The organism is Bacteroidota bacterium (assembly GCA_018266835.1).
GTDB lineage: Bacteria > Bacteroidota > Ignavibacteria > Tepidaquicellales > Tepidaquicellaceae > JAFDZO01.
Genome location: JAFDZP010000002.1, coordinates 1664455 through 1678724, shown reverse-complemented (window position 1 = coordinate 1678724; position 14270 = coordinate 1664455). Strand labels below are relative to the sequence as shown.

The 14270-nt window shown below is 36.3% G+C and carries 14 protein-coding genes; 7 read left to right on the top strand and 7 right to left on the bottom strand.

Annotation, left to right across the window (positions count from 1 at the left end; genetic code table 11):
* Window positions 1-41 precede the first annotated feature (41 nt).
* From JST55_09120 to ndk, 3 genes are all read right to left on the bottom strand, one after another.
* Window positions 42-2645, bottom strand: coding sequence for a T9SS type A sorting domain-containing protein (locus JST55_09120; protein ID MBS1493660.1), 2604 nt, complete (start codon window positions 2643-2645; stop codon window positions 42-44).
* 1544 nt (window positions 2646-4189) lie between these two features.
* A complete protein-coding gene (locus tag JST55_09115) occupies window positions 4190-5473 on the bottom strand; it encodes a helix-turn-helix domain-containing protein (GenBank protein ID MBS1493659.1) in 1284 nt (427 codons plus the stop codon).
* A gap of 87 nt (window positions 5474-5560) precedes the next feature.
* Window positions 5561-5980, bottom strand: a complete 420-nt coding sequence (ndk, locus tag JST55_09110; GenBank protein MBS1493658.1) for a nucleoside-diphosphate kinase — start codon at window positions 5978-5980, stop codon at window positions 5561-5563.
* 661 nt (window positions 5981-6641) lie between these two features.
* Between ndk and JST55_09105 the strand changes: the two genes are divergently transcribed.
* From JST55_09105 to JST55_09085, 5 genes are read left to right on the top strand one after another with little or no spacing between them, the layout of a single operon-like run.
* Entirely contained in the window at window positions 6642-6932 is a 291-nt protein-coding gene (locus JST55_09105; protein ID MBS1493657.1) for a hypothetical protein, read from the top strand.
* Between the two features lie 17 nt (window positions 6933-6949).
* Window positions 6950-7162: a DUF4266 domain-containing protein gene (locus JST55_09100; protein ID MBS1493656.1), complete on the top strand. Its 213-nt coding sequence runs from the start codon at window positions 6950-6952 to the stop codon at window positions 7160-7162.
* Between the two features lie 28 nt (window positions 7163-7190).
* Window positions 7191-8297, top strand: coding sequence for a DUF3570 domain-containing protein (locus JST55_09095; GenBank protein MBS1493655.1), 1107 nt, complete (start codon window positions 7191-7193; stop codon window positions 8295-8297).
* 17 nt (window positions 8298-8314) lie between these two features.
* Window positions 8315-8959: a NusG domain II-containing protein gene (locus tag JST55_09090; GenBank protein MBS1493654.1), complete on the top strand. Its 645-nt coding sequence runs from the start codon at window positions 8315-8317 to the stop codon at window positions 8957-8959.
* 3 nt (window positions 8960-8962) lie between these two features.
* On the top strand, window positions 8963-9955 hold the full coding sequence (locus JST55_09085) for an FAD:protein FMN transferase (protein ID MBS1493653.1): 993 nt from the start codon (window positions 8963-8965) through the stop codon (window positions 9953-9955).
* Window position 9956: 1 nt separating this feature from the next.
* Here JST55_09085 and JST55_09080 read toward each other — a convergent pair whose 3' ends face one another.
* On the bottom strand, window positions 9957-10775 hold the full coding sequence (locus JST55_09080) for an aldo/keto reductase (protein MBS1493652.1): 819 nt from the start codon (window positions 10773-10775) through the stop codon (window positions 9957-9959).
* 113 nt (window positions 10776-10888) lie between these two features.
* On the opposite strand from JST55_09080, the gene JST55_09075 reads away from it, so the two are divergent.
* Window positions 10889-11530, top strand: coding sequence for a Type 1 glutamine amidotransferase-like domain-containing protein (locus tag JST55_09075; protein ID MBS1493651.1), 642 nt, complete (start codon window positions 10889-10891; stop codon window positions 11528-11530).
* Window positions 11531-11535: 5 nt separating this feature from the next.
* Entirely contained in the window at window positions 11536-12177 is a 642-nt protein-coding gene (locus JST55_09070; GenBank protein MBS1493650.1) for a Type 1 glutamine amidotransferase-like domain-containing protein, read from the top strand.
* A gap of 1 nt (window position 12178) precedes the next feature.
* Here JST55_09070 and JST55_09065 read toward each other — a convergent pair whose 3' ends face one another.
* The 3 genes from JST55_09065 to JST55_09055 are packed head-to-tail and all read right to left on the bottom strand — an operon-like array spanning window position 12179 to window position 14190.
* On the bottom strand, window positions 12179-13450 hold the full coding sequence (locus JST55_09065; protein MBS1493649.1) for a sigma-70 family RNA polymerase sigma factor: 1272 nt from the start codon (window positions 13448-13450) through the stop codon (window positions 12179-12181).
* A 6-nt stretch (window positions 13451-13456) separates the two neighbouring features.
* Entirely contained in the window at window positions 13457-13798 is a 342-nt protein-coding gene (locus JST55_09060) for a hypothetical protein (protein MBS1493648.1), read from the bottom strand.
* An 11-nt stretch (window positions 13799-13809) separates the two neighbouring features.
* Complete coding sequence (locus JST55_09055; GenBank protein MBS1493647.1) at window positions 13810-14190, bottom strand: VOC family protein; 381 nt, start codon at window positions 14188-14190, stop codon at window positions 13810-13812.
* Window positions 14191-14270 lie beyond the last annotated feature (80 nt).

Genomic DNA, 14270 nt, shown 5'->3' with positions numbered 1-14270 from the left:
GTTTTGCGAATAACGATTAACGAACAACTATTAAAGAACACCTACTTCACAAGCATCATCTTTTTAATATCTGTAAAACTGTCTGCGGTGAATTTATAAAAATACACTCCTGATGCCAGACCGTATCCGCTGAACTTAGCATTCTGCCTTCCTTCCTGCCTGTATCCGTCAACAATTGTCGCAACTAATTTTCCCGTTAGGTCAAAAACTTCCATCTTTGCAATGCCTGATTTTTTCATATTGAATTCTATTGTAGTTGTCGGATTAAAAGGATTAGGATAATTTTGTCTGAGCTGATAGCTATCAACAACTGTATTATTGCTTCCAATTCCTGAAGGGTCATCGCTTAAATCTCTGATGTAAACTCCTCTGCCGTAAGTAGCTGCATAGATAATAAAATGGTCTGATACAAATCCGCTATCTATAAATGCCATCTCAGTTACTCTCACACTTTTCTGCGCTCCGTTATTCCACGGATACCAGTTTGTGCCGCCGTTTGTTGTTCCGAAGAATCCAAATCCCTGCGTACCTACATAAAATTTATTCGGGTCAGTCGGATGCGCAATCATATCTGCCATAGGTACATCATCCAGTCCTGTACCGGTTATGTTAGTCCAGTTCACACCAAGATTTGTTGAACGGAATATCTTATGGCTTACTGAATTCGTTCCGCTTGTCAATGCAAAGATAGTATTCTGATTTCTCGGATGAACTTTTACTCTCTGTATCTGGCTCGCGCCTGTACCGGGAGGAGTTCTGTCGCTCCATGTGCTTCCGCTGTAAACTAAAAGCTTACCTGTGCCTGCTGAGTTTGTATCGTTCGGAATTGCAAACACTACTCCGTTATCATTCACAGTTATAATTTTATCCGTTATGTATGAGGAAGGAGTATTCAGATTTATCCATGAGTCACCATCGTTGGTAGATTTCCATACGGTAGTACAGACGCTTGTATATAAATTCGGAGGAGATTGTTTATCTGTTTTAATACTCTGATACCAGTAGCCGCACGGATTAAGTATGTTGCTTGAAATATCACTCCATGTATCGAAGTCTCCGCCCTGACTGCTTTTGAAAAATCTGAACGGTAAACCCGTAAGAAAAGCTCCCACATTACAATAAACTTTTTTTGTATCAAACGGATTGAACGCTACACCTGAGCCATCGCCTCCGAATGTCATTCTGTAATCATTACCTAAACTATGCGTAACGCATACTCCGTTGTGCTCAACCCCTATTGCCTGGTCAAGTTCAAACGAGGGACTGATTGCAAGGAATAAAATTTCCGATACCATCATTATGTTATCGGGAGTAGTCCATGTTGCACCTTTATCTGTAGATTTAAACAATCCTCCATCAGATGTACTCCACACTTCATCATTATTTTTCCATGCAAACGATGTTACATCGGCATGTACAAAACTTCCGCTTACCTGAGTCCACGCAGTGCCGCCGTTTGTTGAGCGAGCCATTCCCTGTCCGCCTGCAATAACAATGCTGGGGTCATTTGGGCATACAGTTATTCCGCAGTTGTTAAATCCCTGATTGCCAAGTATGCCTCTTAAAGCAGATGAAGAATCTACCGTCCATGAAGCGCCTGCATTCGTACTTTTGTAAACTCCGGATGTCCTGTAATTTGAATATGTGATGTTAGCAAATAGCAGAGCCGGATTATTTTTACAAATTGCAATTTTTGAGTTACCGATATTTGTTATTCCTGTAGGAAGACTTGTCCAGTTAAGTCCTGCATTAGTTGATTTATAAATTCCTCCTCTTATAAAAAAACTGTTCCTCACGGCGTACATTATATCGGGATTAGAAGGGTCAGACTGTAAATCAGAAAATCTTTGTGAAGGGTCACCTGTATTTGTATCACCGCAAATGATTTTATTCCATGACGTTCCATTATCCGATGTTCTGAAAATTCCGTTTGATGAAGCAGCAAGTACAATATTCGGATTGCCTGCATGAATTTTTATTGAGCTGAACCATGATATGTTCGGGTCAGGTAAATTCTGATGAACAAACGAAGGTCCGCTCCCCGTCCATCTCCATAGTCCTGTTCCCGGGTCATCATTAAAAGGACGGAATAATCCTGTGCCTACAAAATAATCTGAATCATGTGAAGGATGTGTAGCAAAAGCTCCTATCTTTAATGTGTTAAGTCCTTCCGATACCGGAATAGGATATAAAATATATGGACCTGCCCATAAACCTCCATGCGCAGAGCCTACCCAGAAATTTCCGTTGCGGTCAAAATCAACCATCATACATCTGCCTGAGTATTTATGAAGGTAATCAGGAGAATACATATCACGGATTCCAACCGGTCCTGTTGCATACCAGGGTGAATAGATTCTATCTTCTGAAAATGTTTTATTCTTGTGCATCGCATCTAAGTTATCCCAGATTTGATTTTGCTTTTCGGGAGAGATTACCGTTACGGTTCTGTATTTCAACTCGGCTTCTTCATTTTCAGATTTTTCATTTTCAAATTGTTCGTGTTCTTCTTTTTCATATTTTTCTTTTGCATATTTTTCATTTTTATTAGCGGGCTCATAATTTTTAAAATCTCCTTTTATAATAAACGAAAGGAGAGTGCCTGCTAATAATAAAAGGGAGAAGAGATAAAATTTACTTTTCATAAAAGTATAATTAATGTTATTAAAAGAATTGTTACTGCAGTCATTACTCCGAACGGCGTGAAGGCGTTACGGAATTTCAATTTCAATGAAACTGCTGCAATAAATAAATTTGACAGGGAGCCAAGAAACAGAAAGGACTGCCTTTCTGCAAAAACGAGCGCCGCAATTAAAATTGCGAGAATAGTTGCTACTGAATATGTTAGGAGAAAATTTTCGTATCGCATGGAATTGAAAGGTTAAAAATCTTATTCAAAAATACATTTTTCAGGAGGCCTGATTCATTAAGTATTGTGACTTTATTATGTACAAAAGCGACAAAATGCATTTTTTACGTTATTTTAAAGGTTGACGTAATTTTAAATCCACATAATCTAAGGATTGAAGCCAAGATTCGCACAATCGGTTTTTTGAATTTTGTATCTTTATTTACCTATTAGTAGTAATGAGGAAGTTGAACTTGAAGACTTTATCCGTTCTCTATATATTAAGAAAGAATAAAACAGGAATGATTCGCAGGGGAATTTGCTGAGCTACCGTACAAAAAGCATTAAAAATAAATTGGAAATGCAAAAATGCAACAAAAATGTTACTTTTTAGCGGCAATATTGTATATAAAGATTTAAAAGAATGTATCTTTAAAAAAGTGCAATTTTTGTAGTATTTTGCAGAAAAATTATCAAATTCTTTGATTTCAGCTTAAAATCAAAAAATCCGACCAAAACCCAACATTTAAAATTGTTTTGACATAGGGGGGCGGTGAATAAATGGACTTCGACAATTTTTAAGTACTTTATTTTTTAAACAGTTAGCAAAAACGGCGGGACACGAAAAATTGGACAAATGAGAAAAATGGGAATTTATAACACTCCAAATCTCACGAAAAAACGGACAAAGTTTAAAACTGATTTAAAAATGGCTTTTTTGCATTTTTGGAAAATGGTTCATTTTGGAAGCGAGTTTGTGCGGTTTTTGAAGGAAATGGAAATATTTCACTAAAAAAGGGTAGAAAAAAGGGACAAAGTCCAGGAATTCGTGAGATTTTGTCCAAAAATTCGTGGCGACACTATGATCTGACAGGTCTTTAATCCTATCAGGACCCAATGACGAATTTCAAAAATCATCAATATTGTTTTTACAACACTAAGCAAAACAAAATCCGTCAAAAACCCGACATTTTTAAAAAATTTTGATGTTAAATGATACCGCCCCCTCAGTCCCCTTCCTTGTAAAGGAGGGGGAGGATAAGATTTTATAAATGGAATTAGATGAATACACAAAATACGTCAAAACCCCTCATTTTAAAAGATTACCAATGTTTCCCCCTCCTTTACAAGGAGGGGGATTAAGGGGGTGGTTAAATTATATAAGACGAATTTCAAAAATCATCAATATTGTTTTTACAACACTAAGCATCACAAAATCCGTCAAAAACTCATCAATTTCATAAAATTTTTTGATCTGAAAGTTTTCAATACTGTCAGGTCGCAGCAAATGTTACAATAATGTGACTATTTCTTTCTACTGTATACTTACTACTTATTACATTATTTATAATCGCTTGGAGGAACTCCGAAGTACTTTTTAAATACCCTGGAGAAATAAGATGAGTCATTAAATCCTGTTGAGAACGCCGCCTCGGTTACGTTCTTTCCGGCTTTCAGCAGTTCGGCTGCTTTTTCTAATTTGATGAGAGTAATAAAACTCGTCGGAGTTGTATCGAGCTCTTCTTTAAAAAATCTCTGAAGCTGACGAAGACTTAAGGCAAGCTCTTTAGCCAGAGTTTCGGCTAAAACTTTGTTATCTATATTTTGCTCGATGTACTTCCTCGCTCTTTCAAATAATTCTTTATGAGGAAGTTCATTCGGTTCTTCTGTGGGTTCATGTTCAATGACATGAATTAAAGCTGACTCTGTTATTTCCCCTCTGACCGGAATATTTTTCAGCTTATTTATTCTTCTGAACAGAATAAAAATTACTACGAAGGAAATTATAATCGTAAGTCCGAAAATCATCAGCCATGACTTGCTGAATTTTTTATTGATAACATTTATAAAATTAGGATGACCATCGAGGCGGACTTGCCTCCAGTCACTTGGGTAGCCAAAATCAGTTTTGCCGCTCCAGTCTATGAAGCTCATTTCACCGACTACTCCGTTTGTATTCACAGTATCGGAAAGCTTTTTTGAATCACGGTCATCTATACAGACATCCAACTTCATATTGTATCCTTCGGAGGGTATGACTCCTATGCTTGAAAATGGAATGGCAAATTCAATGATGTACAAAGAGTCTTTATCTGAGTTATCGTTAACGCTGCCTATCAACGAAGTTTTTACATTGGTAACAATGTTTGCAGTGCCGAAATCTTTAGGTACTGTATAGTTTGCAGTATCTTTTATTTCGTTCTTATCGCCTTTGAAAATTACAAAGTCACCAAGTGCATCAATGATAAACTGGTAATCGTTAATATCCATTCTGTTCTTTACATCGTCGTTCTTAGTATCAAGGTAAAGTTCAATAGCATCGTTAAGAAATAAATCGGGATTATCCATTCCCTTTACGACTTTGATAATTTGTTTATCATAGACAATAAAGATACCGTAAAGATTTTGCTCATCCCATGAAAATTGAAACTTTACTTTATTACGGAGAGTATCGCGCTGGTTTGTATTAGAAAATTCCTTGAAGCCTTTTGAGTCCCAGTCATCGGGATTTGCATCGATGACTTTTTCGTTCTGAGAGTAATTTATATTGAAAGGGTCCATTGCAGCATAGCCGCATGAAAATAAAAAGATGAGAAGAATTATATTTAGAATTTTTGAGGTCAATGCTTCAAAATAATCTATATAAAATAAAAAAGCCCGATATAAAATCGGGCTTTAAGAACCTGCGAAACTTAGTTCTTTATAATAAAATTAAACGAGTTCGCTTTCCGGGAAGAAGAATGCAATTTCAAGCTTGCCGTTCTCTTCTGAGTCTGAACCGTGAACTGCATTTTCACCTTTTGATGCTGCGAATTTTTTCCTGATAGTTCCTTCTTCAGCTTCAGCAGGATCTGTTGCGCCGATTAAAGTTCTCCATGCAAGTATTCCGTTTTCTTTTTCTAATGCAATCGGAATAACAGGACCTGAAGTCATGAAAGAAACTAAGTCTTTATAAAATGGTCTTTCTTTGTGAACTTCGTAAAACTTTCCTGCCTGAGCTTCGGAAAGCTGAACGAGTTTCATGCCTTTTACTTTAAAGCCGGAATCAAGTATCATCTGAAGAATTGAGCCGGAAACGTTCTTTTTAACTGCATCTGGTTTTATAATGCAAAGCGTTCTTTGTAATGCCAAAATTGTAAATCCTTTCTGTTTTAAATGTTTTGTAAAAATGAGAAATTTGCCAGAGAATTTAAAGTCGGAAATTCAGAAAAGCTGAATTCATTACTAATTTAATCTAACCATTACTCATGAATTTTTAAGGTGACAATTTTAATAAATAAACTAATGTTTATCAATGATATAACGTAGGAATTTTGTTAGGATTTACAGGATTTTTAATCGATTTCTTTTTGTATGGAAAAGACATTAAGTATATCTTGTATAAGTTCAATGAACAAAATAAATCTTCTCAAAAAATGGAAAAGGCAATAATATTATGTTAGATAAAAGAGTAGCAAGAAATGACTTTAGTTATTTAATACTTAACTTTATACCAAGAAAAATTCAGGAATCATTAGCAAAAAGAAAACTGAACAAAATTTTTCTCAGGGTAAACCGGATGTTTAATTTTTAATCAAAAATTTAACACCATTCAAAACAGGATTTATAAATGTCTTTTCTTTGCGTTAAACCAAAAGTAATTTTGATTGTCACACAATAGTAATTCTCCGCGCTCATCACATCCATAAGAAATAAATTTCCGGACAAGTTTTTGTAATTATATAGCTGCGTAAAATTTTTATCTGCATTACTGTATTTTATTAATAGTAAAGAAGATACTCTAAACTTATTTATGAAATTAAGCTTAATATATTTATTTGTTATCGGATTTATTTTCTCTATAGTATTCTATTCATGCGACGGACCGTTCCCTACTGCATCAAAGCCTAATGTTCCTTCAGACCACAACTCTTCTTACGGCGGATTTCTTCATAAATCAGTTGGAAGAAATAATAATATCGATGACTGCCTTACTTGCCACTCATTAGATTTAGCAGGTAAAGTCACTCTTATAAACGGAGTGAACACATGGGCAAACTCATGCTATCAATGCCACGGAAAACTTTGGGACAGAGGGAATTAAAAATGAGACATTACAAAATGAAAACAATTTTATTTATAATCATAGCATTACTCTTTACTACCTCAGGCTGTGTAGTGGTTCAGCCATATGAAAGAGAAAGGCTTGCTGACCCGAATATGATATTCGATGAGAACCCGATACGGAAAGGAATCAAAGACCACTATATAAATATCCGTGAAGGCTCGGAAGGAGGAAACGGTACTGAAGGCGGAGGATGCGGCTGTGGGTAAATGGTTTGCTGTAATATTATTTTTATGTTTGCCCGTATTTCTTTTTGCGCAGCAGCCAACTGAGGATGAACTGCAGGTAAATATGAATTCATACTTCGATAATTTCAGACTGATAGTAATTTACCCTTCTATAAGTATCACTAAAAATCTGGATAGCAAAACAAGTGTGAATGCATCTTATTTAGTAGATGCAATAAGTTCGGCAACGATGCAAATGCTTTTCAGAGTCGATGGAGTAACCTCTGCAACAAAGACAACAACAGGCGGCGGCGATAACACTCCCGATGAATTAAGGCATCAGCTTAACTTAGGATTAACAAGAGATGTTTTCGGAGCGACGGTTTCAGTTGACGGTATGTATAGTACAGAGCACGACTACTCATCAAAAACTTTTGCCGCAAATCTTATAATGCCATTTGCAAAGAAGAACACAATTTTTCAGATCGGCTACGCAGGCAACTGGGATAAAGTTTTTCCTCAGACAAGAACATGGACGAAGGATAGAAATACAACAACAATAAATTTAGGAGTGACGCAAATTCTCTCGAAGAAAATTATAAGCCAGCTTGATTTCTCCTATATAAACGTAAACGGTTACATGCTTGACGGCTATCAGGTTGTAAGAATTCTTGACGGAAGTACTTTAAGAACTCTTGAACCTATTGAACCGGATGTACGAGTTCGCAAGGCTGCCGGGCTAAGAATGAACTTTGGAGTTACAAAGCTCTCGACACTGCTTCTCGGTTACAGATATTACTGGGATACATGGGATATAAAGTCGCATACATTCGATATTGAATACAAAACCCATGTAAGCAACTACACAAATATTTCACTGGGCTTCAGACAGTATTTTCAGACGAAAGCATATTTCTTTAAGCCTGAGTACGCCGCTCCCGAAGAACTGATGACAGTAGACGGAAAGTTGAATTCCGGAAATACTAATCAGCTCTCACTCGATCTTGAAGTAAAGGGAAACAAAAGTCTGGATCTTCCTTTTTTAAATAACGAGAAAGTTTCTCTTATTTCCAGCATAGGATTTTATCACAGACATACAGATTCACCTGACTGGGCAACACGTCTCAGTGAGATGTATGCATATTTATTTTCAATAGGATTTAAAATTTTACTATAAAGATTTTAATTATAAAAATGAACAGAAGAAGTTTTTTAATAGCATCATCAATGGCAGTTGCTGCGGGGACAATCCTGCCCTCTGCTTTAAAAGCATTAACAAAGACAGGAATAACATCTTCAACTGAAGAAAATTTTTCTCTTGAAGTAATAACTGATAACCCCGATAAGGCATCTGCCATGCTGGAAAAATTTGCAAAGGAAGGAAACTTTCAAACTACAAATTTAAAATATGCGGAGTATTCTGTCTCAGGAAATGCAGTCGGTGATATTGTATTAGTAAAAAACGGAAGACTCATAGATTTTACAAATTCAAATGATAATTTAAGTCAAGGATTGAAAGAAATAAGAAGTACACTGAAGCTGCCTTCTTTAATTTCTAATCCTGTACGGGTAAGACTATTTACAAAATCTGATAATAATGCATCGAAGATTTTCGTTATGCAAAAAGGACAGATCATAAAACAAATTGACCCACTCTCCTATGGTAATTACAGTTTTACAGGTAAAGCAGGAATTACAAAAATAAATATTTCAGAGAGCGGCGTTAAGATAATGGATTCTGATTGCAGACATAAAATCTGCAGTAAGATGAAAGCTATTACCAAAGCCGGTGATTTTCTTACATGCATTCCAAACGAGCTTCATATTTTTGCCGAGTAACCTATGAAGTCCGCAATATTATTTTTTATTTTATTTTTTATTTCATTTTATTCATATGCATTTTCTCAGGATACTGCTGTATCATTTGAAATGTCTGCAAGCAAGCAGCTGATGGGAACGGAGTTTGAGATAACTGCAATTCACGGAAGCATAGATTCATGCAGGAAGGCAATTTATTATGCCTTCAAAGAAATTGAACGCATAGAAAAATTTGCAAGCAACTACAAAGACTCAACTGAAATGAGTTACGTGAACAACAACGCTGCTTCCTTCCCAGTGAAAATCAGTTTTGAACTTTACGAATTAATAAAGAGAAGTATTATATACTCCGAACTGTACGACGGCTACTTTGATATTACAGTGGGACCGCTGACAGATTACTGGGGATTTAATTCTGACCATCCGTTAAAAACTCCGCCCGACTCATCTCTTATAAAACATCTTCTTACATACGTCGGTTACAAAAATTTGGCGCTGAATCCCAATGATACTACAATATCATTTCTTAAAAAAGGATTGAAAATAGATTTGGGTGGAATAGCGAAAGGTTATGCATTGAACAGAGCAGTAATGATTTTACATGGGAGAGGAGTTAAAAATTTCCTGATTAACGGCGGCGGCGATATTTACGCAAGCGGAAGAAAAAGTGACGGCAGTAAATGGATAATTGGAGTGAAAGACCCGCGTGAAAACCTAAACATTGTAAAGCGAATTGAAGTTGAAGACTGTGCTGTGCTTACAAGCGGTGACTATGAAAGGTACAGCATAATAAACGGAATAAGGTATCATCACATATTTAATCCGAAGAACGGCTTCCCTGCCCGTGACTGCCAAAGCGCAACAGTGGTCATGCAAAATTGCGAAGAAGGCGTAATGCTTTCAAAGATTCTTTTCATCTGCGGGAAAGAAAAACTTCCTGCTGATATCCCTTATTATATAATTATGGATAAAGGTGTTACCGACGAAAATTCTTCATTCACAAAACTAAGCAGATAGGTTAATCATCCCACTTGGGAGCAAAAGGAGGGTCAACCATTCTCTTGCCTGTATCAAGTCCGGTTATTTCTTTCATATCATCATCGCTTAGTTCAAAATCAAAGATATCGAAATTATCTCTGCGATGTTTTTCATCGGAAGCTTTCGGAATTGTAGCAACATCTTTCTGCTGAAGGAACCATCGTAAAACAATCTGTGCAGGAGAGTGATTACATTTTTCTGCCAATGAAATGATAAGTTCATCTTTGAGAATTTTTCCATCAGCCAAAGGTCTGTATGCAGTGAGAAACATATTGTGGCTATGAACATAAGGAAGAACTTTTTTCTGAGCGAAGTACGGATGATACTCAACCTGACTGCAGCAGATATCTGCCTGCTTTAATGCAGTATACATCTGGCTTAGAGTGAAATTGCTTACCCCGATTAGTTTTGCATAACCCTTCTGCTGAGCTATTGCTAACTGCTCGACAGCTATTTTGTTTGTTTCATCATCCGATGGCCAGTGAAGAAGCAGCATGTCAACAGAGTCCATCTGCAATTTTTGAAGGCTTTCTTCTACTGAAGGAAGAAAATTTTCAACCGAAAAATTACGCGGAGTCACTTTTGTTGTTACAAATATTTCATCACGTTTAACAGATGTATTTTTTATAGCAGTACCAACTTCTTCTTCGTTTTTATAAGCCTGAGCAGTGTCGATATGCCGGTAGCCAATGTTCAATGCATCGGCAACTCCGTCGAGACATTCTTTTCCCGGGAGAAGGAACGTACCGTAACCTAATGCAGGAATTTTTGTTGAACGGATTTCAATATATGTTTGCATAATTTTTATTTATAAAATAATATTACTTCTCTTTTGTAAAAACAAGTAAGATGCAAAACGCTAAATGGAATTAATACCATTTATTAAGAGTAAATTCCTTTCTATTTTAAAATATGCGATTATATTTATCATCATTTCGTCTCGGTAATGAACCGGAAAAATTTTCTGGATTAGTAACAGGAAATAAACGTGCTGCAGTTATATTAAATGCCCATGATTACTTTCACGAAAAAGAAAGACATCACGCGCTTCATGAGGAATTCCACGATTTAGAAAAAATCGGACTTACTCCCGAAGAGATTGATTTAAGAAAATATTACGGCGATAAAGAAAGTCTTGAAGCACAGCTGATGGAATACGATACTCTATGGATTCCGGGCGGAGATTCATTTCTTCTTCGGAGGGCAATGTACGATAGCGGCTTTGATGTGATTATCAAAAATATGTTAAACGAAGATAAAATTGTTTATGCCGGTTACAGCGCGGGAGTTGTTGTTTTGGCTCCATCGCTTCGGGGACTTGAAATTGCCGATGATGATACAAAAGTCTCATCAACTTATAATGAACAATGTATATATGAAGGATTAAATGTACTTCCATATTGTATTGCGCCGCACTACAAGTCACAGCATGGAAAATCTGAATCGATGGATAAAGTTGTAGAGTATTTCATAGCAGAAAACATACATTATAAAACTCTTATGGACGGGCAGGCAATTGTAATTAACGGAGATAAAGAAGAAATTATACTTTAGAGCTTATGAGACTTTACTTATCTTCGTTTCATTTAGGGAATCACCCGGCAAAATTTGCCGAAATGATTCAAGGTGATAAAAATACTGCAATCATTCTGAATGCAAGAGATTATTTTCCTGCGGAAGATAGAGAAGCCGGCAGACTGCAACAGATTGAGAACCTAAATAGAATTGGAATCAAAGGAAGTGAAATTGATCTGAGAAAATATTTTGGAAGACAAGAAGAATTAAAAACTGTTATGAATGATTTTGATGCCGTATGGATTCCCGGAGGAAACGTATTTCTTCTGCGTCATGCAATGAAAATGAGCGGCTTCGATGAAATACTTGTGCAGCTTATCAGAGAAGATAAGATAGCTTATGGCGGTTACAGTGCCGGAATAGTTGTGCTTTCAGAAACACTCGAAGGTCTGGATATTGTAGATGATATAAAGTATGTCAAGAAAATGTATAATGAACAACCAATATGGAACGGGCTTGGCATACTTCCCTATTCAATTGCGCCGCACTATAAATCAAACCATCCCGAAACTGATTTAATCGATGAATTAGTAATGTATTACATTGATAATAATATAAAGTACATAACTTTAAAGGACGGGCAGGCAATTGTAATAAACGGAGATAAAGAAGAATTGGTTGAATAAATTATTGTAATAAATTTATTTTCTTTTGAATAAGTTTCTTCTCGGTTTCAGAATTTGTTAAATCATATGCCATTTCAAAATATTTTTTTGCTTCCTCTGAATTGTTTTCCTGTTTATACATTTCACCCAGAACCGCAGAAAATAAGTGGTTTGACTTAAGATATTTTTCAACACCGGGAATTAAATTTATTTCCTCTATTGCCTTAGCCGCTCCCGATAATTTCCCAATAACAATTGCTCTATTAAGTAAAACTACAGGAGAGGAATTAATTTTACTTAATATATCATACAGCTGAAGTATTCTATTCCAGTTCGTTTCATTGAAACTTTTTGCGATTGAATGCTCAGCTACGATTGCAGCCTCGATATGATAATCGCTTATTTCGTTTCCCTCTGAAGACTTATTCAGATAGTACAATCCTATATTAATTAATTCTGTGTTCCATTTACTCCTGTCCTGTTCTTCCAGTAGAATTATCTCTCCGTTAGAATCAAGACGCGATTCAAATCTTGATGCCAGCAGACTCATTAAGGCAACAAGAGCCGAACACTTTGGCTGATTTATAAATTCATTTTCAGAAAGCATTAATGCCAGACGGATTGCTTCTTCACACAAATCCTGTCTTATCAGATCACTCTTATTGCTTGAGTTGTAACCTTCGTTAAACAAAAGATAAATTGAGTGTAAAGCTACATCCAATCTTTTCTTTAATTTATTTCCAAGAGGAATATCAAATTTTATATCTTTTTCCGAAATCAGTTTTCTTGCCCTTTGGATTCTCTTTTTAATTGTCTCGGTATTTGAAAGCAATGCTGCAGCAATTTCATCCACACTGAAACCTGAGCAGATTTTCAGCGTGAATGCTATCTGATCCGCTTCAGCTAATGAAGGATGACAGCATGCAAAAATCATCCTAAGCTGGCTGTCTTTTATCTCATTATGCATAAAAAGGTTTTCAATTATGGGAACAGATGTATATTCATTACGAAGCTGTGCTGCTGACTCTAATGTATAATTTTCTTTATATCTCTCACGTCTTAATAAATCTATTGCTTTATTCTTGGCTGTCATCATCAGCCATGCGGATGGATTGGGAGGAGTTTTGAATTTCCATTCTTTCAGCGCTTGGGCAAACGCATCCTGCACGATATCTTCAGCAATTTCAATCTGCGAGAGACCGAAGATACGCGTTAAAACAGCAACCATCTTTCCCGCTTCATGGCGAAAAAGATGGTCGGTTAATTTGTTTACGTTTTCAGACGAAGCTTCCAATTAGTTTTACATTTTTCTTACTTCTCTCACTTCCACACTTCCGGTTTCTCCGTCGAGTATGGGACAGTTATTTGCAATTGCAACAGCTTCATCATAATCATTCACCGAAACCATAATGTATCCCGCAAGCATTTCTTTCCCTTCCATAAACGGACCGTCAGTAATGACCTTCTTTGTACCGGATATCGTTCTTCCCGTATCAGTTAATGGATGACCGCCTTTATATTTTCCGTCGTTTGCAACACCGTTTATCCAGTCCATCCATTTTTGTGTCTGTGCCTGAATTTGCTCGGGTGATGCTCCCGGCTGAGTATCTCTTCCTCTGAAGAGCAATAAAAATTCTTTCATGATTTTAGCATTTATTTATTTGAATGCATACCGACTTTATTTCCCTCTGTATCTATGAAGAAAGCCATGAAGCCGATTTCATCAGTGATTTTAGTTTTTGGCATTACAACTTTACCGCCGGCTTTTTCTACTTTGCCTAATGCAATATCCAAATCAGGGTTTGCATTAAGATAAATTACTGCGCCGTCTGCAGAAGGTTTATGCATATCACTTTGAACAACTGCACCGCCGACTTTCCCGTTCATCATATCGGCAGGAAAGAATGCCATTGAGCCGCCCATTTCCATTCGTGGCATTTCTGCTGAAAAAATTGTTTCGTAAAATTTTGCTGCACGATTGATATCTGTTGCAGGGATTTCAAACCAGTTGAGGGAATTATCTTTTGCTGTCATTTTGGTTAAATGTTTAGATTTTGAAAAATTTTAAATCATTTAGATGATTTATATACTATTAACGATTGAGATTTACAAAT

What these genes read in the sequence shown, in the direction of transcription:
- JST55_09075 (MBS1493651.1), top strand. Translation starts at nt 10,889, where the DNA reads ATGCGATTATATTTATCATCATTTCGTCTCGGTAATGAACCGGAAAAA.
- JST55_09060 (MBS1493648.1), bottom strand. Translation starts at nt 13,798, where the DNA reads ATGAAAGAATTTTTATTGCTCTTCAGAGGAAGAGATACTCAGCCGGGA.
- JST55_09080 (MBS1493652.1), bottom strand. Translation starts at nt 10,775, where the DNA reads ATGCAAACATATATTGAAATCCGTTCAACAAAAATTCCTGCATTAGGT.
- JST55_09090 (MBS1493654.1), top strand. Translation starts at nt 8,315, where the DNA reads ATGAACAGAAGAAGTTTTTTAATAGCATCATCAATGGCAGTTGCTGCG.
- JST55_09100 (MBS1493656.1), top strand. Translation starts at nt 6,950, where the DNA reads ATGAAAACAATTTTATTTATAATCATAGCATTACTCTTTACTACCTCA.
- JST55_09055 (MBS1493647.1), bottom strand. Translation starts at nt 14,190, where the DNA reads ATGACAGCAAAAGATAATTCCCTCAACTGGTTTGAAATCCCTGCAACA.
- JST55_09085 (MBS1493653.1), top strand. Translation starts at nt 8,963, where the DNA reads ATGAAGTCCGCAATATTATTTTTTATTTTATTTTTTATTTCATTTTAT.
- JST55_09105 (MBS1493657.1), top strand. Translation starts at nt 6,642, where the DNA reads ATGAAATTAAGCTTAATATATTTATTTGTTATCGGATTTATTTTCTCT.
- JST55_09070 (MBS1493650.1), top strand. Translation starts at nt 11,536, where the DNA reads ATGAGACTTTACTTATCTTCGTTTCATTTAGGGAATCACCCGGCAAAA.
- JST55_09120 (MBS1493660.1), bottom strand. Translation starts at nt 2,645, where the DNA reads ATGAAAAGTAAATTTTATCTCTTCTCCCTTTTATTATTAGCAGGCACT.